Origin of the sequence: Photobacterium toruni (assembly GCF_024529955.1) — a bacterium.
Classification (GTDB): domain Bacteria; phylum Pseudomonadota; class Gammaproteobacteria; order Enterobacterales; family Vibrionaceae; genus Photobacterium; species Photobacterium toruni.
This window is the reverse complement of record NZ_AP024854.1, coordinates 2,620,018-2,644,174: the sequence shown is the minus strand read 5'-3', so window position 1 is coordinate 2,644,174 and position 24,157 is coordinate 2,620,018. Positions and strand designations below refer to the sequence as shown.

Here is a 24,157-nt window from a genome sequence, read left to right as displayed (position 1 = left end):
TGTCGTTATAACATCAGTAATTAGTTATGGCTAACAACAATTAAACGTAATGAATCAAGTTGAATTTGTGCTTTAGCAATGTAATCAGTTAAATCTGAAATTTGGGTTTCGATTAACTCTAACTCATCATCACGAATGTTAGGATTAACTGCTTTTAAAGCCAATAAACGTTGATACTCTGCTTGTAATGTTGTTTCCATCTCTGCTTGTGCTTGACTACGAACGGTGACTAATTCTTTGTCAATTTCGCGTTCAGCGTGGGCGATTAGAGTATGGATCTCTTTTTGAACTGAGTTAACCAACTTACTACTTAAATGGCGATTAATTGGACTTAACTGACGGTTAAAGCTTTCAAACTCGACATTTGCAGAAAGGTTATTGCCTTTGCTATCAAGTAAAATACGAATCGGTGTTTTAGGTAAGAAACGACCAATACCTGATTGTTTTGGTGCTTGTGCATCAACCACATAAATCAGTTCTAATAATAACGTACCGACAGGCAGTGCTTTGTTTTTCAGTAATGAAACCGCAGTTGTGCCGACACCTTCACTCAATAGCAATTCGATGCCACCTTGAATCATTGGGTGTTCCCAACTGATAAAGTGTAGATCTTCGCGTGATAGTGCAGTGTTACGATCAAAAGTGATCGTGCAACCGTCATAAGGTAAGCCTGGATAGCTGGCAACCATCATGTGTTCTGATGGTGTTACAACAATCGCATTTTCACCTTTATCATCTTGGTTAAGACCAATGGTGTCAAACAAACCCAGAGCGAAAGAGACTAAGTTAGTATCGCCATCTTTACTGCTGATTTGCTCAACCAATTGTTGTGCTGCTTCGCCACCATTAGAGTGAATTTCAAGTAATCGGTCACGACCTTGTTCTAACTTACTTTTCAGTTCGTTATGTAGCGCTGCACTTTGAGTGATCACCGCTTCTAGGGCGTCGCTGTCTTGCTTATCACTGGCAAGTAGTGTGATTAAATCTTCACATACTGCTTCATAAACAGGACGACCCGTAGGGCAGGTTTCTTCAAACGCGTTTAAGCCTTCGTTAAACCAACGTGCCAATAACGCTTGTGAAGTGCCTTCAAGGTGTGGGACATGAATTTCAATTTCACGCTGCTGGCCTATACGATCTAAACGACCAATACGCTGCTCTAGTAAATCTGGATTGCTCGGTAAATCGAACATCACTAACTGATTAGCAAACTGGAAGTTACGGCCTTCTGAGCCGATTTCTGAACAGATTAATACCTGTGCGCCACTCTCTTCTTGAGCAAAATATGCCGCGGCTTTATCACGTTCAATAATAGACATCCCTTCGTGGAACACTGTCGCACGAATACCTTCACGTTCACGCAAAGCTTGCTCTAACGTTAATGCGGTTTGAGCACGAGAACAGATCACCAATACTTTTTCATTACGGTTGGCTTTTAGCATATCTAGCAGCCAGTTAATGCGAGGATCAAAGTTCCACCATGTTGCTGATTCACCTTCAAATTCTTGATAGATATCTTCAGGGTAAAGCAGTTTAATCGCTTTTTCATTAATGCTGAGTTTACCAGCCATCATGCCAGCAACACGCATAGCAGTGCTGTATTGATTAGGCATCGGCAATGGGTACATATTAAGGTGACGCTTAGGGAAACCTTTGATTGCTGAACGGGTGTTACGGAATAATACGCGGCCTGTACCGTGGCGATCCATGAGGTTACGGATCAACTCGTGACGTGCTTCAAGTGCTTTTGCATCGTCTGCTGTGGTCGCATTTTCAATCGCAGTGATCATTGGCTCAACATTCTGACCAGCAAGTAAATCAATTAAAGTTTGCTTGGCTTTGCTATCGAGTTTTTCTCCCGCCAGTAATTGAGATACAGCTTCTGCAACAGGTTCGTATAGACGCTCTTCTTCAACAAAGGCCTCGTAATCGTAAAAACGATCAGGGTCTAATAAGCGTAGACGAGCAAAGTGACTTTCACGGCCTAATTGCTCTGGGGTTGCGGTTAGTAGCAATACACCTGGCGTTTTTTCTGCAATCGCTTCAACCACTTGGTATTGACGGCTTGGACGCTCTTCACTCCATTCAAGGTGGTGCGCTTCATCAACAATCAATAGATCCCAATCGGCATCTAAAGCTTGTTCAAATCGACGGCGGCTTTTACGTAGAAAATCGAGTGAACACAACACGTATTGCGCTGTATCAAATGGGTTAGCCGCATCTGCTAAAGATTCAACACAACGCTCTTCATCAAAAATAGAAAAATGAAGATTAAAGCGACGCATCATTTCTACAAGCCATTGGTGCTGTAGGGTTTCAGGTACCAAAATAAGAATACGTTCAGCACGGCCTGATAGCACCTGTTGGTGAATGATCATACCCGCTTCAATGGTTTTACCTAAACCTACTTCATCGGCTAAAAGTACGCGTGGCGCATAACGACGACCCACTTCATGAGCGATGTAAAGTTGATGTGGGATTAGACCTGCACGCATGCCACATAAACCACGCAATGGGCTTTTTAGTTGCTCATACTGATTTTTTAGCGCGCGGTAACGTAATGCAAATCGATCCATACGATCAATTTGACCTGCAAATAATTTATCTTGCGGTTTATTAAAACGAATTTGATGGCTTAAAAATATTTCACGTAACGCGACATCGCTTTCTTCGGTATCTATACGAGTGCCGATATAAGTGATAATTCCTTTATCTTCTTCGATCGCTTCAACTTTTAGCGACCAGCCTTCATGGCTTTCAATCACATCGCCAACATTAAACATTACACGGGTAACGGGTGCATCATGTCGAGCGTATAAACGGTTTTCATCTGATGCTGGAAACATCAAGCTAACAGTACGAGGCTCAATCGCAACGACTGTTCCCAAACCTAAATCACTTTCTGTATCACTGATCCAACGTTGACCCAAAGCAAATGGCATAGTGCTAGAAACCTTCTAATTATTTGATATAAAGGAAAAATTATAATTCGCGTTGTCTATTTATTGTCTATAATAAAACTACATGCATAAATGAATAATATGGCATACACATAACTCAAAAATGGGGGAGTTATGTTACTGCATGATGTGATTAAGGTCACGGTGAAAGTGCGCAAAAGAGGCGTGAATCTTAATGTCATTTTAGTTTCATTAACATAGGTTTTAATTGTGGTAGATATTACAAATTAACAAAATGGCTAATTTTGACGTAAGCTAAAAGAGTGATAGCCAAGTTTATTGTTGTTCGCCCTACCAAGGAGGTGCTTATGGACAATGCCGAACGGAAACTGTTTGTACTTGATACAAATATTCTGCTTCATGAACCTCTCGCTATCTTTTCTTTCCAGGAACATGATGTCGTGATTCCAATGACCGTACTGGAAGAATTAGATCGTATTAAAGACAGTAAGCGCGATATTTCTCGTGATGCACGGGTTGCTATTCGAGCGCTTGAAAATATCTTTCACGATGCCACTCCAGAGCAAATCTCTGCGGGTATTCCTTTTAATGATCAGATTCCACATAATGGCACGATCGCTATTTTTGCTGATTATGAGATCAAACAAACGGTTCATGCCTTTAGTGATAAAGCCGGTGATAACCGTATTCTTAATAGTGTTCTTTTCCTGCAACAAAAACACGCTCCCAGAAGCGTAGTCTTAGTCACTAAAGATATCAATATGCGCTTGCGGGCTAAAGGTGCAGGTGTATTAAATGTTGATGACTATCGCTCCGATCAATTGATTGATGATGTTGCTTTACTCAGTAAAGGTTTTCACCGTTATAACGGTAATTTTTGGGGCAATGTCGCTGAGTGTTATTCAGAAAATCGAGGCAGTTCAACGTTACATACATTACCGCGTGAATTATTTGAGGCACCGTATATAAACCAATATTTATTAGATGATAGTCAAGATTTTGCTGCACGAATTAAAGCTATTGGAGACAAAGACGTCACGATCAAAGATATTAGTTATGATCGGTTGATGAATCGCCAAGCATGGGGAGTACATCCTAAAAATATTTATCAAGGCATGGCGTTAGATGCAATGCTCGATCCTAGTATTGATTTAGTGATACTTACTGGTCCTGCTGGTTGTGGTAAGACTATTTTAGCCATGGCTGCTGCGTTAGAACAGGTAATTGAAAAAGGCATGTATGACAAGATTATTGTTACACGTAATACGCCTGAAATCGCCGAGTCTATTGGTTTTCTACCCGGTACGGAAGAAGAGAAAATGTTGCCGTGGTTAGCAGCAGTAACCGATACTATGGAAGCGCTACATAAACATGATGTTTGTACTGATGGCTCAATGAAGTACATTTTTGATAAAGCCAACATTCAATTTAAATCAATTAACTTTATGCGCGGACGCTCAATTCAAAATGCCTTTGTGTTACTTGATGAGTGTCAAAACTTAACCGCATCACAGATCAAAACGATTATTACCCGTTGTGGTGAGGGAACTAAACTAGTGTGCTCGGGTAACTTGGCACAGATTGATTCTAATTATTTATCCCCTGTGACATCTGGTTTAACCTACATTGTCGAACGCTTTAAACACTTTGAGGGCAGTGCCAATATTTATATTAATGGTGTGGTACGAAGTCGCTTAGCTGAATTTGCAGAAGAAAATCTTTAAGATTGAGATCGTATTCTGCTAACAATATGAATGATTAAGACGGTGACTTATTTGCAGATAAAGCAGATAAGTCGCCTTTTTTTAATGTTATTGTTAGCATTATGGTATAGCAGTTAAGCCGAGATAATGACGTAGATCTGCATGCTGCGGCTGATTGAGTAATGCTTCTGTGCTACCAAATGCTTTTACATCGCCGTTATCAATAAAAATGCATTTATTCGCAATTTTTTTCGCATCATCAGGACTGTGAGTGATCATTAATACCGTGATGGCTTGTTGTTGCGCAAGTTGTTGTACCAGCTGTAGCATGTCATTTCGTAATGCAGGATCTAATGCAGAAAATGGCTCATCAAGCAGTAATAAAGGCCGTTGTCGAATCAAACAGCGCGCTAATGCTACTCGTTGTCGCTGTCCACCTGACAGTTGTTCTGGTAAACGTGATAAATATGCCGTTAACCCCACTTTTTCAGCTGCATCATGTACTTGTTGTTGTTGCTGAGGACTCAATTTAAGACGAGGATCAATGCCAAGCGCAATATTTTCATACACGCTGAGGTGAGGAAATAAGTTGTGTTCTTGAAACAACATCGATAATGGTCGTTGAGCAGGATCAAGTGTAATAATCGATTGCTGGTGGATAGTAATATCGCCACTATTTGGCTGTAAAAATCCCGCAATAAGCGCTAATAAAGTACTTTTTCCTGCACCACTTGGACCAATTAATGCCGCAATATCTCCTTGTTGAAGGCTAAAGTTAAAGCTTAACGTCATTGGGCGTTCATGTTGGCGTTGCGGCTGATAGGTATAACTGAGCTGGTTGACATTAAGCATGGTGTTTACCTTTGGTGCGGCGAGGTTGGAAACAATATTCAATGGCGCTGAATAAACCTAAACTGAGTAATAACAATAATAATGCAGCCACAGCAGCACCATCCATGCGATAGCTACCCATTAATTGAAATAAATACAGCGGTAGAGTTTGAAAATCTTGGCTGCCAAATAAAGCAATCGCGCCCAGATCACCCAATGAGAGTACCAAGCTTATTGCCAATGATTGCGCAATAGGTTTACGCAGTGCTCGCCATTCTACAAGCCGTAAACGTGACCAACCCCTCATACCTAAACTTCGACATAATATATTGTATTGTTGAGCAATATGTAGCATCGGCTGACTTAACGTCTTGATGACATAAGGCAATGCCATTAGTGCATTAACCCCCACAACAACCCAAAAAGCAGCGCCATAGGCATCGGTATATTGACGCAGCAATAAGAATATTCCGGTACTTAAGACCAGCCCTGGCGTGACTAAAATGATGGTGCCGATCATTTCGATACTATCGGCACTAAAACGTTGTTGAGTTAAGCGTAATTGTCGACTCGCCAGTAATATCATCACCCCAAACACAAAGGCTAAACAACAAGCCATAACCGCAATCTGAAGCGAATTAGCGACGGCATGCCACAGTGCCGACTGCTGTAATAACTGTGGCAGTTGCCGGTTTAAGCCAGCAACAAAGACTGCAATAATTGGCGGGATCACTAGCAATATCGCTGCGATGATCCAGCTCCAATCCCAGCATTTTGCGCGCCAGTTATCTTGATAGTTGACTACATTATTACTAATAGAGGCGCTAAAAGTCGCTAACGGTTTCGCAAAACGGTGGCTCAGTAATACCAGTCCACCACAAAGGATCATTTGCCATAACGCCAAAATAGCCCCTGTGGCGAGATCAAAGTCATAGCGAATAGCTTGATAAATCGCCAGTTCAATAGTGGTTGATTTAGGTCCGCCCCCTAGCGACATGATCACCGCAAAACTGGTAAAGCACAGCATGAAAATAAGCCCTGCGACATGAGGCAGTTGTTGGCGTAACCGCGGCCAAGCCACTAACTTAAATTTATACCAGCCACGAATACCTAAATGGGCAGCTAATTGATGTTGTTCATGGGGAATTGATTCTAGACTTTGAAGTAAAAACCGCACCGCTAATGGTAAGTTGAGAAACACATGCGCCAGTAAAATGCCGCTTAAACCATAAATGTTTAGCCGTGGTAATCCTAACAGGCTTAATCCATGACTAATAATGCCGCTTTTGCCGTAGATCGCTAATAGACCAAATACCGCCACTAACACTGGCATCACTAATGTCATCGCAAACAAACGTAATAACAGCTGTTTGCCAATAAAATCACGTCGTGATAGCGCGTAAGCTATCGCAATTGCAGGTACGATGCTCAGCAATGTGGATAGTAAGGCTTGGTAAAAACTAAATCGAGTCACATGACGAAGGTAAGGATCATGCCATAGACTACTCAGTTGCCATTGACCAGCATGAAGTATTAGGCTGGTGATTGCTGCGATCACCAGTAATAAAATAAGCCCGACACTCAATAGTCCGGGCATAAGTTGAGTTACACGTTTATTCACCGCGGTATGCCATTATTGGGTCAGCGCTTGCTGCCATTCTCGAATCCATGCTTTACGCTTTTGAGCTACTTCATCAGCACTAAATTCTAATGCTTTATCTGGAATAACTAATTGCTTAAAAGCGGCTGGCAGTGGTTGTTTAGTGACAGGGTACATCCAATTATGGGTCGCGATTTGAGATTGAAAAGCGTCACTAACAATAAACTGCATAAACTGATCAGCCAGTTTAGGATGCGGGCTGTTTTTCATTTTAGCGGCCACTTCCACTTGCATATAATGGCCTTCTTTGAAGTTAGCCGCTTTATACTGATTTTTGTGCTCTTCTATAATGTGATAGGCCGGTGAGGTGGTGTATGACAAGACCATGTCGGCTTCACCATCAAGGAACATGCTGTAAGCTTCAGACCAGCCTTTAGTAACCGTCACCGTATGTTTAGCAAGTTGTTGCCATGCAGCGGCAGCCTTATCGCCATATACCGATTTCATCCATAGCATCAGCCCTTGTCCTGGGGTTGAAGTGCGAGGATCTTGGTAGATGACACTGATATTTTGATCGTTAACCAGCGCTTTTAAACTGGTAGGTGGGTGGGGTAATTTAGTGCTGTCATAAACAAATGCAAAATAGCCGTAATCATAGGGAATAAAGGTATCGTCATGCCAACCTTTAGGTAAGGTTAATTTACTTAGATCAACATGTTGTTTAGCCAGTAATCCCGTTTGTTTGGCTTCAGTCATCAGGTTGTTATCAAGCCCCAATAGAATATCTGCTTGGCTACGGCTGCCTTCTAAACGCACTCGATTAAGAATTGATACACCATCTTCTAAAGAGACGAAGTTAACTTTGCAACCATCGCATTGGGCTTCAAAGGCTTTTTTGATAATAGGCCCCGGTCCCCACTCGGATGAAAACGAGCTGTAGGTATAAACATTAAGGGTGTTATCGGCGGCCAAGACGTTATTTGAGAGTAACGCTATCGATATTAGCGGTAAAAGTGTGTAACTGATTTTCACTATGCGCTCCTGATGTCAGCATCCTGCAAACAAAATAAAAAGAGAGAGCGGCACAGGGTTGAGAGGATAAATATCAGCTGTAATAGCAGATTTGCAATGGCAAAAACCAGTGCGTTTCTCAATTCCTACGCCAGCATTACCTGGTTCAGGTTCAATGGGTTCTGCTATATCAATCACGATAATAACAACAATCTCAGCCAAAAGGCTCCCCAATGAGAACGCGACTATTGTACCTGTAACTAGCGTTAAGTTATAGCTTCTGATTTAACAACCAGTTGTAATCAAACTGAATGTTATTGGCATTGATTTTATTATGCAGTAGATACTGATTTATATGCTGCAGTAATGCTTGTTGGTTGCCAAAGTCGCTATCATACCAGTCATAAATAGATGATAGGGTGGTTTGTTTTGAGCTGATTTTTACCCCTTTATCACTATTAATAAAACGACTAGCTGCCGCATCTAGTTGGTGATTAAGTTGCTGGCTGTCAAATACTTGCGGCAGTAAATCTGGGCAGCCTAAACTGGCACAATTAACCGCATAATGGATACGAGGATCACGCCAAATAGGGCGCAATATGCGATGTTCAATATCGTTAAGGCTAAGAGTTTTATTATTGATGGTGACGATAGGTTGATCCCAAGGACCAAAGCTGAAAAAACCACCCAGTTTGGTGATTGAAGTGAGTGGGTAATTATTAATGATCAATTGAACGGTGAGCGCATTATAAAGGTTAACCCAATAAGAAAATTGAACATCACGATTATATTGGCGTGGATCAAGTTTAGCTAGGTGATTGATATAAAACTGTAATTTCTGTTTGTCGGCAGGGGTAACAGCGTTATAACGAAATAGGGTTTGTTGCGGATTAACCACTAAATATTTAGTTAATAATTGTTGCCATTGCTGATGATCAATATCGTGTTGATTGTTGACAACATGATCTTGCCAATAGGGTAATAGATTCGCTTTGGGAGCGGCAAATAGAGACCAAGAAAAGAAAATTAATAATAAGCTAAATGCAATACGCATACAGAACCTGTTATAAAAAGAGATATTAATAGGAGACCGTAATGACAGCTGATTTATTACAGCTGAGAAGGGCGATACTAACGCCTGAGATTAACAGGCGTTAGAATTGAGGTTAGCTAATTTAAGCGAGGTAAGTCGGAATATTGGCTTCATATTCAGCAATTTTGGCTTGGTATTGTAGTGTTAAGCCAATGTTATCTAATCCATTTAGCAGGCAGTGACGACGAAATTCATCAATTTCAAATGGATATTGGTTACCGTTAGCCGTTACTGTCATTGCTGCAAGATCAACACAGATTTCAGCGCCTTCAATTGTCTCTACAAATTCAAATAACTCATCAACTTGTTGATCGCTAAGACGAACAGGGATCATTTGGTTATTGATAGCGTTACCATAAAAAATATCGGCAAAGCTAGGAGCTATCATTACTTTAATACCGTAATCTGCTAACGCCCATGGTGCATGTTCACGCGATGATCCACAGCCGAAATTTTCGCGAGCCAATAAAATGGTCGCGCCTTGGTAACGGGGATCGTTCATTATGAAGTCGGGATTGAGCTGTTGACCGTCTTCGTCTAAAAAGCGCCAATCATGAAATAAATGTTGCCCAAAACCTGTCCGCGTCACTTTTTGTAAAAACTGCTTTGGAATAATGGCATCGGTATCAATATTGGCAGTATTTAATGGCACCACCAATCCGGTATGTTGAGTAAAACCTGTCATGTTTACATCCTTTTGTTACGCAGATACGGGATCAAGTTGGCGAATATCAATAAAGTGACCAGCACACGCTGCCGCTGCCGCCATCGCGGGGCTCACTAAATGGGTACGACCATCACGCCCTTGACGACCTTCAAAGTTACGGTTGCTGGTAGAAGCGCAGCGTTCACCGGGACCTAAGCGGTCGTTATTCATTGCCAGACACATTGAACAGCCGGGTAGTCGCCATTCAAAGCCTGCTTCAATAAAGATCTTATCAAGCCCTTCTTTTTCTGCTTGTGCTTTCACTTGCTCTGAGCCGGGAACGACTAAAGCTTGAACGTTAGCAGCCACTTGTCGACCTTTCGCAATCGCAGCTGCTGCGCGCATATCCTCAATACGTGAGTTAGTGCACGAGCCGATAAATACTTTATCAATCGAATAATCAGCCAGTGATTTTTTAGCTTCTAATCCCATATAGGCTAATGCTTTTTTTGCTGATGTTTGTTCTACTGGATCTGTAAAACTTTCAGGTGCTGGAATAGGTTCATCGACAGCAATCACTTGGCCAGGATTGGTGCCCCATGTGACTTGCGGCTTTATCTCTTTAGCATCAAGTGTCACTACAGCATCAAAGTCAGCCTCAGGATCAGATTTCAAGGATGTCCAGTATTTTACTGCGGCCTCAAAGTCAGCATCTTTCGGTGCAAATTCTCGATTTTTAATATAATCAAAAGTGGTTTGATCCGGTGCAATTAGACCGGCTTTCGCACCGAGTTCAATTGCCATATTACACACTGTCATTCGACCTTCCATGCTAAGGTCTGTGATCGCTTCACCACAGAATTCAACGACATAGCCCGTTCCGCCGGCAGCTGTGGTTTTACCAATAATTGCTAATACAATATCTTTAGCGGTAATACCTGCCGCCACTTTGCCCTTAACCTCAATTTTCATGGTCTTAGCAAGAGACTGTTTAAGGGTTTGAGTCGCTAACACATGTTCTACTTCCGAGGTTCCAATACCGAAAGCCAGTGCACCAAAAGCGCCATGGGTTGCAGTGTGTGAGTCGCCACAAACAATGGTCATACCCGGTAAGGTAATACCGAGTTCAGGTCCCATAACATGGACAATACCCTGATATTTATGGTTCAGATCGTAGAGGGTAACCCCAAAGTCAGCACAGTTTTTAGCCAGTGTTTCCATCTGAATGCGTGCCATTTCACCACAGGCGTTAATATCTTTGGTTTGAGTAGAAACGTTATGATCCATAGTGGCAAAGGTTTTATTCACTTGGCGAACTTGGCGACCTTGTTCACGTAGTCCATCAAATGCTTGTGGTGAAGTCACTTCATGAACTAAGTGGCGGTCAATATATAAGATCGGGTTTTCACCCGCTGCGGCAACTACCACATGGGCATCATAGACTTTTTGATAAAGTGTTTTGGCTTGGTTTGAGGGTGACGTTATTGTATTCGACATCATGCTGATCCTTATGATTGTTGAATATAGGCGGCGATTTTGTCACCCATTTCACTGGTTGTCAGCGTAGTGCCTGCTCCTGCTAGGTCGGCAGTAAGTTCTCCCGCTTCGAGTGCTTGAGCAACTGCTTTTTCAATAGCACGTGCTGCATCTTCTTCACCAAGGCTGTAACGTAACATTAAGGCTGCTGATAGAATTTGAGCAATTGGGTTAGCAATATTTTTACCTGCGATATCCGGTGCTGAACCGCCAGCTGGCTCATAAAGACCAAATTTTTGTTGGTTTAAACTGGCTGATGGCAACATGCCCATTGAGCCGGTGATCATGGCACATTCGTCGGAAATAATGTCACCGAAAATATTGGAACATAGCATCACATCAAATTGTGATGGATCTTTGATAAGTTGCATGGTGGCGTTATCAATGTACATGTGGCTTAAGCTAACATCAGGATAATTAACAGCCACCTCTTCGACCACTTGACGCCATAAAATTGAGCTTTGCAGGACATTGGCTTTATCGATGGAGCAGACTTTTTTACGGCGTAAGCGAGCAGATTCAAAAGCAATTTTAGCAATCCGCTCAATTTCATAGCGGTGATAAATTTCAGTATCAAATGCTTTTTCTTGTGCGCCTTCACCACTACGTCCTTTGGGCTCACCAAAATAAATACCGCCAGTGAGTTCACGCACTACTGCAATATCAAATCCACGCTCAGAGATATCTGCCCGCAGTGGAGAAAAATGTTCTAAGCCTCGGTGAATTTGTGCCGGGCGTAGATTACAGAATAATTCAAAGTGTTTGCGTAGTGGTAAAAGTGCGCCGCGCTCAGGTTGGTCATTGGGGGCGAGGTGTTCCCATTTAGGACCGCCAACAGAGCCAAACAATACCGCATCAGCGGCTTCACAACCTTTTAGCGTGATAGAAGGTAAAGGGCTGCCGTGATTATCAATTGCAATACCACCAACATCGAACTGATGACAATGAAGGGTAATATCAAATTTTTGTTGAACTGCGGCTAAGACTTTGTGTGCTTGTTGCATCACTTCGGGGCCAATACCGTCACCGGGTAGTACTGCTATATTATATGAACCTGCCATGGTGGGTGCTCTCCATAATGTACTAAAAATAAAATAAAATTTGTTAATAAATAACGTTAGTGGCTATGTTGTTGTTTGATTGTCGCGATTTGATCGGCGCGATAAATACTATTGATAACGTGGATCAGAGCTTGACCTGACGCTTCAACAATATCCGTCGCTAAACCTGTGCCGTGGTACTTACGGCCTTTGTAATTGGCAATGATATCGGCCTGTCCTAAACCATCTTCACCTTCGCCTTTAGCGGTAAGATCAAACTTATCAAGTACAATTTCATACCCAGTTAGGCGGTAGATGCATTGATACAAGGCATCGACAGGACCATTGCCGACGGCGGCCTCACATTTTTCTTGATCGCCACATTGAAGTTTAATGCTGGTGGTTGCCATCACGCTGCCTGACTGGACACTTAAATAGTTTATTTTGAAATAGTCATCTTCATCACGCAGATTAGAAAAATGCATTAAGGCTTCAAGATCGTAATCAAACACTTGGCCTTTACGATCAGCAAGGCTAAGAAAATCCACATACAGTTTATCAAGATCGTATTCATTCTCGGTGTAGCCAAGGGTGTCCATATGACTCTTAACGGCAGCACGACCAGAGCGACTTGTAAGGTTCAAGGCTTGATTTTTAAGGCCAATTGAATTTGGGGTCATGATTTCGTAGGTGTTTTTGTTTTTTAGCATTCCGTCTTGGTGAATGCCTGAAGAGTGGCTAAAAGCGTTGCTGCCTACGATGGCTTTGTTGGCTTGAATTGGCATATTACATAACTGGCTAACCATTTTACTGGTGCGGTGGATTTCGTCATGCTTAAGATTGGTATGTACTCCTAATAGTGATTGACGAGTTTTTATGATCATCGCTATTTCTTCAAGAGCACAGTTACCTGCACGTTCACCGAGACCATTTATTGTGCCTTCTACTTGACGAGCACCGGCTTGAATGGCGGCCATCGAGTTTGCGACAGACATGCCCAGATCATCATGGCAGTGAACAGAGATGACGGCTTTATCAATATTAGGTACCCGTTCAAACAGTTGGCTAATAATGCCACCAAACTCACTTGGCAGAGTGTAGCCAACAGTGTCGGGAATATTTATGGTATTGGCTCCGGCATTAATAGCAGCCTCTACCATGCGACACAGGTTATCAATTGGTGTACGTCCAGCATCTTCGCAGGAGAACTCGACATCATCGGTATATTTACGTGCCCGTTTTACTGCAGCTATGCCCATTTCAATCACATCATCATAGCTGCGACGTAATTTATCTTGTACGTGAACCGTTGAGGTTGAAATAAAGGTATGGATACGAAATGCTTCTGCGGCTTTTAATGATTCAGCCGCTACATCAATGTCTTTTTCGACTGCTCGCGATAAGGCACAAATACGGCTATTTTTAATATGCTTAGCGATGGTTTGTACTGATTCAAAGTCACCTGGGGATGACACGGGGAAGCCTGCTTCGATAACATCGATACCTAGGCGTTCAAGCGCATAAGCAATTTGCAATTTTTCTTTGACCGTTAGACTGGCGGATAAAGCCTGTTCGCCATCACGCAATGTTGTATCAAAAATAATGACCTGATCTTTCATTGTGACATCCTTTTAAATGTAAGCCGGTATAAGGCTGAGTTCCGCATTCACTTGCGCTGGTCAAAATATGAAAAAACCCGCGCTTGTTTGCGCGGGTTTTGAAATCTTTGGTGGTGTTTCCCATTCGATAGCAACCCGCGTGATTATGTCACGATAAGGAGGAATGCTAAGAGGATAGAGAAACGTGTTTTCATTTTATTAAAGACTTTAATTAACTTAGTTAACAAATGAATATCAAATAGAGAGGCTATAGGTCAACCAAAAATTGTATTTTTTTTATACTTTAAGGCTGAGTGATACTATTTTTAAAGATGAATTTAATACTATATAGCGCATTATTTTAAAGTGAGTGTGAGTGATCAAGGTCGTTAGTGGCGATCTTTAAGGTGAAGATTATTACACTGATTATTTATGTTCTTTTTCTGTTATGAGACCATGTTATTTATAGATCCTTACACTTTTAGTGTTTATTCAAAAAGTCATTGAAGACAATAAGTAAGCAGGTATAGAGTGATCTAGATCGTCAGAAATTATAATTTAATACGCATTATGGTTGGCTTTTTAAGGGCTGAATTGTAGACTGCATATCTCAAATCAGCTTACAAGTGTAAGCTAAAAAAATAGAGTACTTATGGCACAACATGATTTCCATATTGTTCACCGCATTCGTCAGCAAATTGCACGCTTAGGCGACAGTCCAGCTTTACGTCATCAAGTTGATGGTGAATGGCAAGATATTAGCTGGAATAATTTTGGTGAAAAAATTCAACAGTTGGCGTTAGCGTTACTAAATCAAGGTTTAGCAGTACAAGATAAAGTGGGCATTTTTGCGAACAACATGCCTCGCTGGACTGTTGCTGACTTTGCTTCGCTATATAATCGCTGTGTTACGGTGCCTATTTATCCAACCAATACGCCTCAGCAGACGGCATACATCATTAATGATGCCAATGTGAAAGTGCTGTTTGTGGGTGAACAAGCACAATTAAACATTGCTGTTTCTATTGCTGATCAATGTCCTAATTTAGAGCGTATTGTTGCGTTAACTGATGATGTTGAATTGCCTCAACATCCTTTAGTTTGTCATTACGCTGATTTTTTAAAAATGGCGAGTTCAGAGTATCAATCAGAGCTTGATTCTCGTTTAAATGACTTAGCGATGGATGATTTATTAACACTGATTTATACCTCAGGCACGACAGGTACACCAAAAGGGGTAATGCTTGATTATGCAAATGTTGCCTCACAAATTATTGCCCATGATGAACGTCTAGCATTAGATGAAGGTGATACCTCACTGTGTTTTCTACCGTTATCACATGTATTTGAACGAGCGTGGACATTCTATGTATTACATCGCGGTGTTATTAATTGCTATTTAGCGGATACTAATAAGTTAAAAGAAGCCTTAGTGACCGTAAAACCCAATTACATGTCGGCTGTTCCTCGTGTTTATGAAAAGATTTTTTCTGGTGTTCATGAGAAAGTTTCGCGTGCTCCATTCCATCGTAAAATAATTTTTACATGGGCCGTTAATATGGGGGCGAGAATGTCACTTGCTCGTCAGCAGTGTCGTGAACCATCATGGTTGTTAAAAAAGAGCTATAACCTTGCTGATAAAATAGTGCTATCTAAATTACGTGCAGTACTGGGTGGTAACATTAAGTGTATGCCGTGTGGCGGGGCTAAATTAGATGCAGGTATTGGTCGTTTTTTCCATGCGATAGGTATTAACGTTAAGTTAGGCTACGGTATGACTGAAACGACTGCGACAGTGTCTTGTTGGGATGATCGCTGTTTTAATCCTGATTCGATTGGGATGCCAATGCCTGGCGCTGAAGTGAAAATTGGTAAAGATAATGAAATCCTAGTCCGTGGTCCAATGGTGATGCGTGGCTATTATAATATGCCAGAAGAAACCGCCAATAACTTTACTGAAGATGGTTTTCTAAAGACGGGTGACGCGGGTTATATTGATGAGCAAGGTAACTTGTTTATTACTGATCGTATTAAAGAGCTGATGAAAACCTCGGGGGGCAAATATATTGCACCACAGGTTATTGAAGGTGCGATCGGTAAAGATCATCTGATTGAACAAATTGCAGTTATCGCTGATACCCGTAAATTTGTTTCAGCATTGATTGTGCCATGTTTTGAAACATTAGAAGAGCATGCGCGCGAGCTTAATATTAAATATCAAGACCGTATGGAATTGGTTAAGCATAGTCAAATTGTTGAATTGATTGAAAAGCGTGTTATTGAGTTACAGAAAGACTTGGCTCGTTTTGAACAAGTGAAAAAATTCACATTGTTACCTAAATCATTTTCAATGGATAAAGGTGAGCTTACACCAACTCAAAAATTGCGTCGTAAAGTGATTCAAGATCGTTATCACAAAGAAATTGAACATATGTACGAAGAAAGCCACAAAAAAGCGCAACAAAAAGACGACTAAGATATTTTTTGCTTAGATTTAAGAAAGAAGCCAATTGGCTTCTTTTTTTATGTCTGTAACACAGTGATATGTACTAATTTATTTCGATGTAATAGTCGTTGCTAATGTAATGCTAAGAGATGGTTATATAAAGTATCTGTAATTTTCATCACGATAGATAAAAACAGTAAACTCCTATTTTGCTCTAGCAATGAATGCTGCAAAAGCGTTAAGGTTGTTGCAGTTATTCACATTTGTTATTGAAATTGTGATCAGCATAGCATGCGTCGTCATGTTTTTTATTAGGCTAAAAATAAGCCCTAACTATGTTTCATCGATCTGGAGACAAAATATGGAAATGTTGTCTGGCGCAGATATGATCGTTCGTTCAATGATCGATCAAGGCGTTAAGCATATCTTCGGTTATCCTGGAGGTTCTGTTCTTGATATTTATGATGCACTACACGAAAAAAGTGATATAGAACACGTGTTAGTTCGTCATGAGCAAGCCGCCGTACATATGGCTGATGGCTATGCGCGAGCAACTGGTGATGTTGGTGTCGTGCTCGTTACTTCAGGCCCTGGTGCAACGAACGCGATCACCGGTATTGCTACTGCTTATATGGACTCGATCCCGTTGGTTGTATTATCAGGCCAAGTAATGAGTAATCTAATAGGTAACGATGCTTTTCAAGAGTGCGATATGGTTGGTATCTCGCGTCCTGTCGTTAAGCATAGCTTTCTGGTTACTAAACCTGAAGATATCCCTACTATTGTTAAAAAAGCCTTTTATATCGCTGCCAGTGGTCGTCCTGGACCTGTTGTGGTTGATATACCTAAAGATATGCTTAATCCTGCTGAAACTTATCCTTATCAATATCCAGATTCAATTGCATTACGTTCATATAATCCCACGACTCAAGGTCATAAAGGGCAGATAAAACGCGGCATCAAAGCCTTATTAGCGGCAAAACAACCGGTATTATACGTAGGTGGTGGTGCGATTATGTCCCGTTGTAGCGATCAACTGGTGGCATTAGCTGAAAGCTTACATATTCCCGTTGTTAATACTCTAATGGGATTAGGCGCATTTCCAGGAACACATCAACAGTGTTTAGGCATGCTCGGTATGCATGGCACCTATGAAGCTAATATGGCGATGCATAATGCAGATCTTATTTTTGGAATTGGGGTTCGATTTGATGATCGAACGACTAATAACCTTGAAAAATATTGTCCGAATGCAACCATCATGCATATTGATATTGATCCTTCATCAATATCGAAAACAGTCGCAGTTGATATTCCTATTGTCGGTTCGGCAGATACCGTACTTACCAGTATGCTTAAACTGATTAATGAGCAAGATGGTTTTGATAATAAAGATATTTTACAGCCGTGGTGGCAACAAATATCAGTGTGGCGTCAACGTCAATGTTTACGTTATGACACCAGCAGTGATCGTATCAAGCCACAACAAGTGATTGAATCGTTATACCGTCTTACTGCTGGTGATGCTTATGTAGCGTCTGATGTTGGTCAGCATCAAATGTTTGCGGCTTTATATTATCCGTTTGATAAACCTCGTCGTTGGATTAACTCTGGTGGACTTGGGACGATGGGATTTGGCTTACCTGCTGCAATGGGGGTCAAATTTGCACTACCTGATGCTGAGGTGGTGTGTGTGACTGGTGATGGTAGCATTCAAATGAATATTCAAGAGCTTTCAACAGCGCTGCAATACGATATTCCCGTGAAAATTATTAACCTTAATAATCGTTTTCTCGGAATGGTTAAACAATGGCAAGATATGATTTATCAAGGTCGCCATTCTCAATCGTATATGGACTCTGTGCCTGATTTTGCTGCGATCGCTGAAGCTTATGGTCATGTTGGGGTACGTATTTCAGATCCTAAATTGCTGGATCAGCAATTAGAGCAAGCATTAGCATTGAAGGATAAATTAGTCTTTATTGATATTAGTATTGATGAAACTGAGCATGTCTACCCGATGTTGATCCGCGGTGGCGCGATGAGCGATATGTGGTTAAGTAAAACGGAGCGTACATAATGCGTAGAATTATATCAGTATTACTAGAGAACCAGCCAGGGGCTTTATCGCGGGTGGTTGGATTATTCTCTCAACGTGGTTATAACATTGAATCATTAACCGTCGCTCCAACGGATGATCCAACTTTATCACGGCTAAATATTACTACTCATGTTAAAGATGAAGCGGCCTATGAACAAATTGAAAAGCAACTGCATAAGTTAATTGATATTTTAAAAGTCAGTAACGTGACAGCATCAGATCATATAGAAAGAGATCTTATGTTAGTAAAGGTAAAAGCCAGTGGCTTTGCCCGTGCAGAGGTTAAACGAACGGCTGATATATTTCGAGGCTTAATTGTGGATGTAACGAGCCAAATTTATACTATCCAATTAGTTGGTACTGGTGAAAAACTGGATGCATTTTTAGCTGCTGTCGGTGAAGCAACGGAGATTATTGAAGTTGCGCGTAGTGGGGTGGTTGGTCTTGCTCGTGGTGAGCGGGCGCTAAAAATATAGTTGAAACCGTACAAAGAAAAACCCATGGCATAACAATATGGCATGGGTTTGTTATTGAATTATTTTGGTAAAACTAGAGATACGGGCTCACAGAACTGACTGCATTTTTTGAGTGCTCATTCATTATTGTTTGTGCAAGTTCAACATCACGATCCAAGACCGCTTTCATTAACGCCTCATGTTCACCACCATCATGATAACGTTCTTCACTATTACGAGATTGACTTAGCCAAATATGACGATAGCGTTTAAGTTGTTCGTAGATATCGAGGTAAAGATCCAATAATACTGGCGAACTACTGCCTGATAATATTGCGATATGAAAATCACCGTGGCGTAGCTCCCACTCAGAGAGATCAGCATTATCAGACGCCGGATTAAGGCGGCTTAATTTATGATAGCTAGTAAGAATATTTAGTTCCCAAGCTTCATCGCCTTGTAAAATGGCTTTTTTTAATAATTCGTGTGAAATTAAGTGGTGAGCATTAAAAAGATCGGTTAGTTCTTCCACTGAAACTGGCGCAACCCAGCAACCTTTTTGTGGTGCAAATTTAACATATTTTTTCCATGATAATTGGACTAAAGCTTCGCGAATAGGGGATGCACCAACTTGATAATGCTCTTTCAAATCGGCCACAACAAGTTTTTGTCCTGGCGTCAATTTGCCAAGCAAAATATCTTGTCGTATGACCTCCATGATTTTATTGGTTTGTGTAGGACTAGACACAGTTTCCCTCTTTATTGTTCTATTTATTCGATGTTATACAGACCTAACCTTTATGATGAGGTTATTGGTTTATTAGTATTTATTGATAGGAAGTATAACTGGCTTTGTTTATTGCTTAAACATTAAAGAGAAGGATAAACAATGATTAAAATAGATTGTTCAAGGGAATGTAACAGCTGTAGGTTGGAAGTTTATAAAATAGTGATATTATTCACATTTATTAGGTTTATATTTATAAATATGGCGCGTAATTAAGGATTGGCGGCGTATAGGTGTGTGGTTCAAATAGACAAATAAAAAAGAGAGCCGAAGCTCCCTTTTTTTTAATCACTGTTTACGAACAATTATAGTACGTGAACAGATGCAGTATTTGTTGTACCTGAAGCAACTAGTGCGCCAGAAACCATTACTACGATATCGCCTTTAGCACCTAGACCAGTTTCAAGAGCTAACTCTTTACCACGTAGGTAGAATGCATCAGTGCTTTCAATTGCATCAACAACAACAGGTGTAACACCTTTAGAAAGACATAGTTGAGCTGCTGTCTTAGTATTTGTTGTTACAGCAAGGATACGTGCTGTTGGGAAGTACTTACGGATTGAACGAGCAGATTTACCCGCTTCAGTAGCAACGATGATTAGCGGAGCGTTTAGTTTCTCTGCTGTGTCAACTGCACCTTTACATACCGCTTCAGTGATACGTAAACGTGGGCTATCTAGACGTGAGCCTAGCTCTGCTTTAAGTACTTTATCTGTACGTGCACAGATTTGCGCCATGATAGTTACAGCTTCGATTGGGTATTTACCCTTAGCTGACTCACCAGAAAGCATTACTGCGTCAGTACCATCCATGATTGCGTTAGCAACGTCACCCGCTTCTGCGCGTGTTGGACGTGGATTCTTGATCATTGAATCAAGCATTTGTGTTGCAGTGATAACGACTTTACGAGCGCGGTTACACTTCTCGATCATCATCTTCTGAGCAAAGATAACTTCTTCAACTGGAATCTCAACACCAAGGTCACCACGAGCAACCATGATACCGTCAGATGCTTCAAGAATAGCGTCAAAGTTATCAACACCTTCTTGGTTTTCGATCTTAGAGATGATTTGAATATCAGCGCCGCCGTTTGCTGCAAGTAGAGCACGGATTTCTAGTACGTCTTCAGCCTTACGGATGAAAGATGCAGCAACGAAATCAACGCCTTGCTCACAACCAAATTTAAGGTCAGCTTTATCTTTTTCAGCAAGAGCTGGAAGTTTTACAGAAACGCCAGGAAGGTTAACACCTTTGTTTTCGCCTAGGTCACCGCTGTTAAGTACTTTACACTTAACTTCAGTTTCTGTTGTTTCCAACACTTCCATTTCAATTAGACCGTCGTCTACTAGGATAATGTTGCCTTTTGCTAGATCTTTAGCAAAACCAGGGTAAGTCACTGCCACGCGGTCTTGATTACCGACTACAGATGTATCTGTTGTGAAAGTGAAATCTTGACCAGCTACTAGAGTGAAGTCATTGCCACCTTCTAGTTTGATAGTACGAATTTCAGGACCTTTAGTATCTAGCAAGATTGCTAGTTCTTTGCCTGTGTTAGCCATAACTTCACGTAGGTTAGTGATACGCTGACCGTGCTCTTCGAAGTCACCGTGTGAGAAGTTAAGACGCATTACGTTCATACCAGCGTTAGCTAGTTTAGTAAGCATTTCTACAGATTCAGTTTTTGGTCCAATCGTACATACGATCTTGGTCTTTTTCATTGAGGATACTCTCCGGACGAACTTTTTACCCAAGGGAAAATTAACATTAATCATTATCAGGTAATCAACGTGCTGTTGTTATCAAATAGTGAATAATGAATAAATAAAAAACGCTTTAAAGATTACTTTAAAAAAGCGTTAGTGCGCTTTTGTAAAGTTCATATTCTGGTGATCTCAAGTGGTAATGAATATATTGTTGTTATTATTAACAAGTAGATAAATGCCTCTGTAGCATTGATTGTAGCCTTAATATTCAAGCGCAGGATTATAGCAGATATTCCATCATTTAGCACCCTGAGATATAGCTGTTCATTATTGATTTTATGCATAACATGAAAATGATGATTATGTGGAAAAATAAAAATAAAGCTTTGCTATTTATCAAGTGTTGGCGTGTTAATGATGTTTTTTATTGTGATAATAATATCGAGAGTGGAGCGGTATTTTACATTTACCGTGCTGAAACGAAAAAAAGCTGAAGTAAAAATACTTCAGCTTTTTAAAATTTGGTGGCCCCTCCCAGACTTGAACTGGGGACCAAGCGATTATGAGTCGCCTGCTCTAACCACTGAGCTAAGGGGCCATATGCGACGAATTATAGGGGATAGTGTGGTGCTTGTCTAGCGATTAACATTAAAAAATTGTTTGTTTTTTCAACGGTTAGGTAATTATTAAATGTTAAAGATAGAACTACCGATAATAAAAAAGCGAGCTCAAGGCTCGCTTTTTTTATACGGTTTGAGTTTACTTATTCATCAAGGAAACTACGCAGTACATCAGAACGGCTTGGGTGACGTAATTTACGTAACGCTTTTGCTTCGATCTGACGGATACGCTCACGAGTAACATCAAACTGCTTGCCCACTTCTTCTAGCGTGTGGTCGGTATTCATATCGATACCAAAACGCATACGAAGTACTTTAGCTTCACGTGGCGTTAAGCCCGCTAGTACATCGTTAGTTGCTGCACGCAAGTTAGTTGCGGTTGCAGCATCCATTGGAAGTTGAAGTGTTGTATCTTCAATGAAATCACCTAGGTGTGAATCTTCATCATCACCGATAGGAGTTTCCATTGAGATTGGCTCTTTTGCAATCTTCAGTACTTTGCGAATCTTGTCTTCCGGCATTTGCATGCGTTCAGCCAATTCTTCAGGTAACGGCTCACGACCCATCTCTTGAAGCATCTGACGTGAGATACGATTCAATTTGTTGATGGTTTCAATCATGTGTACTGGAATACGAATAGTACGCGCTTGGTCAGCGATTGAACGTGTGATTGCCTGACGGATCCACCATGTTGCGTAAGTTGAGAATTTGTAACCACGACGGTATTCAAATTTATCAACCGCTTTCATTAGACCGATGTTACCTTCTTGAATGAGATCCAAGAACTGTAAACCTCGGTTGGTGTATTTTTTCGCAATAGAGATTACAAGACGTAAGTTTGCTTCAACCATCTCTTTTTTCGCACGGCGAGCTTTTGCTTCACCGATTGACATACGACGGCTGATGTCTTTGATTCGCTCAATCGACAGACCTGTTTCCTGTTCAAGGATACGTAGCTTTAATGTTGAACGACGCAGATCTTCTTCATAGACCTTTAAACGATCAGCATAAGGCTTGCCTGAGTTTAGTGCGGTATCAATCCAATCGCTGTTTGATTCATTACCTGCAAATAAGCTAATGAATGTTTTCTTTGGCATTTTGCTGTTATCAACACACATACGCATGATAAGACGCTCGTTAGTGCGTACTTTATCCATTGAGTCACGTAGTGAGCTAACTAGACGATCAAATTGCTTTGGAATCAGACGGAATTGCTTGAAAATTTCTGACAATTCTTCAACAGCAACTTCTGTTGTTGCATGTTGACGACCATTGGTGTTAATGGCTAATGCCATTTTTTCATAGGATTGACGAAGTTCTAAGAACTTTTCACGCGCCAATTCTGGGTCGATGCTGCCATCATCTTCTTCTTCTTCCGCATCATCATCATCGTCGTCGTCACCGTCTTCAAGATCTTTATCTTCATCTTCAAGATCGGTTTCGCTGAGCTCTGAGCCAATGTGTGTTGCTGTTGGTGCTGCAGTAGCTTCTTCGTTTGGATCAACGAAGCCTGAAATGATATCAGTTAGACGAAGTTCATCTGCTTCAACTTTGTCAAACTGCTCAAGTAAATGAGCGATTGCTGATGGGTATTCAGCAACAGAGCATTGAACTTGGTTAATACCATCTTCAATGCGTTTTGCGATATCAATTTCGCCTTCGCGAGTAAGTAGTTCAACGGTACCCATTTCACGCATGTACATACGCACAGGGTCTGTTGTGCGACCGATCTCGCTTTCTACGCTTGATAATGCTTGCGCCGCTGCTTCAATGGCGTCTTCGTCGGCATTATCTTCAGTCATCATGAGTTCATCAGCATCAGGGGCAGTTTCAACTACCTTGATACCCATGTCATTAATCATTTGAATAATGTCTTCAACCTGATCAGAATCAACAATGTCTTCTGGTAGGTGGTCATTTACTTCGGCGTAGGTCAGATAGCCTTGTTCCTTGCCTTTAGCAACAAGTAACTTTAGCTGTGACTGCGGATTTTGCTCCATAGACGGTATCCAACTTCGGGTCTGAGTGATAATTTAGTATGCAGAGTTGCAAACCAGTCATTATAA

Annotated in this window: 16 protein-coding genes, 1 tRNA gene and 1 riboswitch; of the genes, 4 read left to right on the top strand and 13 right to left on the bottom strand. The window is 41.1% G+C overall.

The window, feature by feature from the left end:
* Positions 1-20: 20 nt before the first annotated feature.
* On the bottom strand, positions 21-2,942 hold the full coding sequence (rapA, locus tag OC457_RS12325; protein WP_080174940.1) for an RNA polymerase-associated protein RapA: 2,922 nt from the start codon (positions 2,940-2,942) through the stop codon (positions 21-23).
* Positions 2,943-3,268: 326 nt separating this feature from the next.
* On the opposite strand from rapA, the gene OC457_RS12320 reads away from it, so the two are divergent.
* A complete protein-coding gene (locus OC457_RS12320) occupies positions 3,269-4,645 on the top strand; it encodes a PhoH family protein (RefSeq protein ID WP_080174939.1) in 1,377 nt (458 codons plus the stop codon).
* Positions 4,646-4,744: 99 nt separating this feature from the next.
* Here OC457_RS12320 and thiQ read toward each other — a convergent pair whose 3' ends face one another.
* The 8 genes from thiQ to leuA form a co-directional block, all read right to left on the bottom strand.
* The gene (thiQ, locus tag OC457_RS12315; protein WP_080174938.1) at positions 4,745-5,476 is read right to left on the bottom strand and encodes a thiamine ABC transporter ATP-binding protein; all 732 of its coding nucleotides are present in this window, start codon (positions 5,474-5,476) and stop codon (positions 4,745-4,747) included.
* Positions 5,469-7,076, bottom strand: coding sequence for a thiamine/thiamine pyrophosphate ABC transporter permease ThiP (gene thiP, locus OC457_RS12310; protein ID WP_080174937.1), 1,608 nt, complete (start codon positions 7,074-7,076; stop codon positions 5,469-5,471). Before thiP ends, thiQ begins: the two co-directional genes overlap by 8 nt.
* Before the next feature lie 12 nt (positions 7,077-7,088).
* Positions 7,089-8,081, bottom strand: coding sequence for a thiamine ABC transporter substrate binding subunit (gene thiB / locus OC457_RS12305; RefSeq protein WP_370737966.1), 993 nt, complete (start codon positions 8,079-8,081; stop codon positions 7,089-7,091).
* 111 nt (positions 8,082-8,192) lie between these two features.
* A riboswitch (TPP riboswitch) is annotated at positions 8,193-8,309 on the bottom strand.
* Positions 8,310-8,337: 28 nt separating this feature from the next.
* On the bottom strand, positions 8,338-9,120 hold the full coding sequence (locus tag OC457_RS12300; RefSeq protein ID WP_080174935.1) for a DUF547 domain-containing protein: 783 nt from the start codon (positions 9,118-9,120) through the stop codon (positions 8,338-8,340).
* Positions 9,121-9,241: 121 nt separating this feature from the next.
* Positions 9,242-9,844 (bottom strand): 3-isopropylmalate dehydratase small subunit, encoded by a 603-nt coding sequence (leuD, locus tag OC457_RS12295; protein WP_080174934.1) that lies wholly within the window; start codon positions 9,842-9,844, stop codon positions 9,242-9,244.
* Between the two features lie 15 nt (positions 9,845-9,859).
* The gene (leuC, locus tag OC457_RS12290; RefSeq protein ID WP_080174933.1) at positions 9,860-11,302 is read right to left on the bottom strand and encodes a 3-isopropylmalate dehydratase large subunit; all 1,443 of its coding nucleotides are present in this window, start codon (positions 11,300-11,302) and stop codon (positions 9,860-9,862) included.
* Between the two features lie 11 nt (positions 11,303-11,313).
* On the bottom strand, positions 11,314-12,402 hold the full coding sequence (leuB, locus tag OC457_RS12285; RefSeq protein WP_080174932.1) for a 3-isopropylmalate dehydrogenase: 1,089 nt from the start codon (positions 12,400-12,402) through the stop codon (positions 11,314-11,316).
* A gap of 56 nt (positions 12,403-12,458) precedes the next feature.
* Positions 12,459-14,000 (bottom strand): 2-isopropylmalate synthase, encoded by a 1,542-nt coding sequence (gene leuA, locus OC457_RS12280; RefSeq protein ID WP_080174931.1) that lies wholly within the window; start codon positions 13,998-14,000, stop codon positions 12,459-12,461.
* Positions 14,001-14,631: 631 nt separating this feature from the next.
* Between leuA and OC457_RS12275 the strand changes: the two genes are divergently transcribed.
* From OC457_RS12275 to ilvN, 3 genes are all read left to right on the top strand, one after another.
* Positions 14,632-16,455 (top strand): AMP-dependent synthetase/ligase, encoded by a 1,824-nt coding sequence (locus OC457_RS12275; protein ID WP_080174930.1) that lies wholly within the window; start codon positions 14,632-14,634, stop codon positions 16,453-16,455.
* Positions 16,456-16,786: 331 nt separating this feature from the next.
* Positions 16,787-18,505: an acetolactate synthase 3 large subunit gene (locus OC457_RS12270; protein WP_080174929.1), complete on the top strand. Its 1,719-nt coding sequence runs from the start codon at positions 16,787-16,789 to the stop codon at positions 18,503-18,505.
* Positions 18,505-19,002, top strand: a complete 498-nt coding sequence (gene ilvN, locus OC457_RS12265; protein WP_080174928.1) for an acetolactate synthase small subunit — start codon at positions 18,505-18,507, stop codon at positions 19,000-19,002. Before OC457_RS12270 ends, ilvN begins: the two co-directional genes overlap by 1 nt.
* A 73-nt stretch (positions 19,003-19,075) precedes the next feature.
* Here ilvN and OC457_RS12260 read toward each other — a convergent pair whose 3' ends face one another.
* The 4 genes from OC457_RS12260 to rpoD form a co-directional block, all read right to left on the bottom strand.
* Entirely contained in the window at positions 19,076-19,699 is a 624-nt protein-coding gene (locus OC457_RS12260) for an FCD domain-containing protein (RefSeq protein ID WP_080174966.1), read from the bottom strand.
* A gap of 374 nt (positions 19,700-20,073) precedes the next feature.
* On the bottom strand, positions 20,074-21,486 hold the full coding sequence (pykF, locus tag OC457_RS12255) for a pyruvate kinase PykF (RefSeq protein WP_080174927.1): 1,413 nt from the start codon (positions 21,484-21,486) through the stop codon (positions 20,074-20,076).
* A 507-nt stretch (positions 21,487-21,993) separates the two neighbouring features.
* Positions 21,994-22,069, bottom strand: a tRNA-Ile gene (locus tag OC457_RS12250).
* A gap of 165 nt (positions 22,070-22,234) precedes the next feature.
* Positions 22,235-24,091, bottom strand: coding sequence for an RNA polymerase sigma factor RpoD (gene rpoD / locus OC457_RS12245; protein WP_080174926.1), 1,857 nt, complete (start codon positions 24,089-24,091; stop codon positions 22,235-22,237).
* Positions 24,092-24,157: the final 66 nt, after the last annotated feature.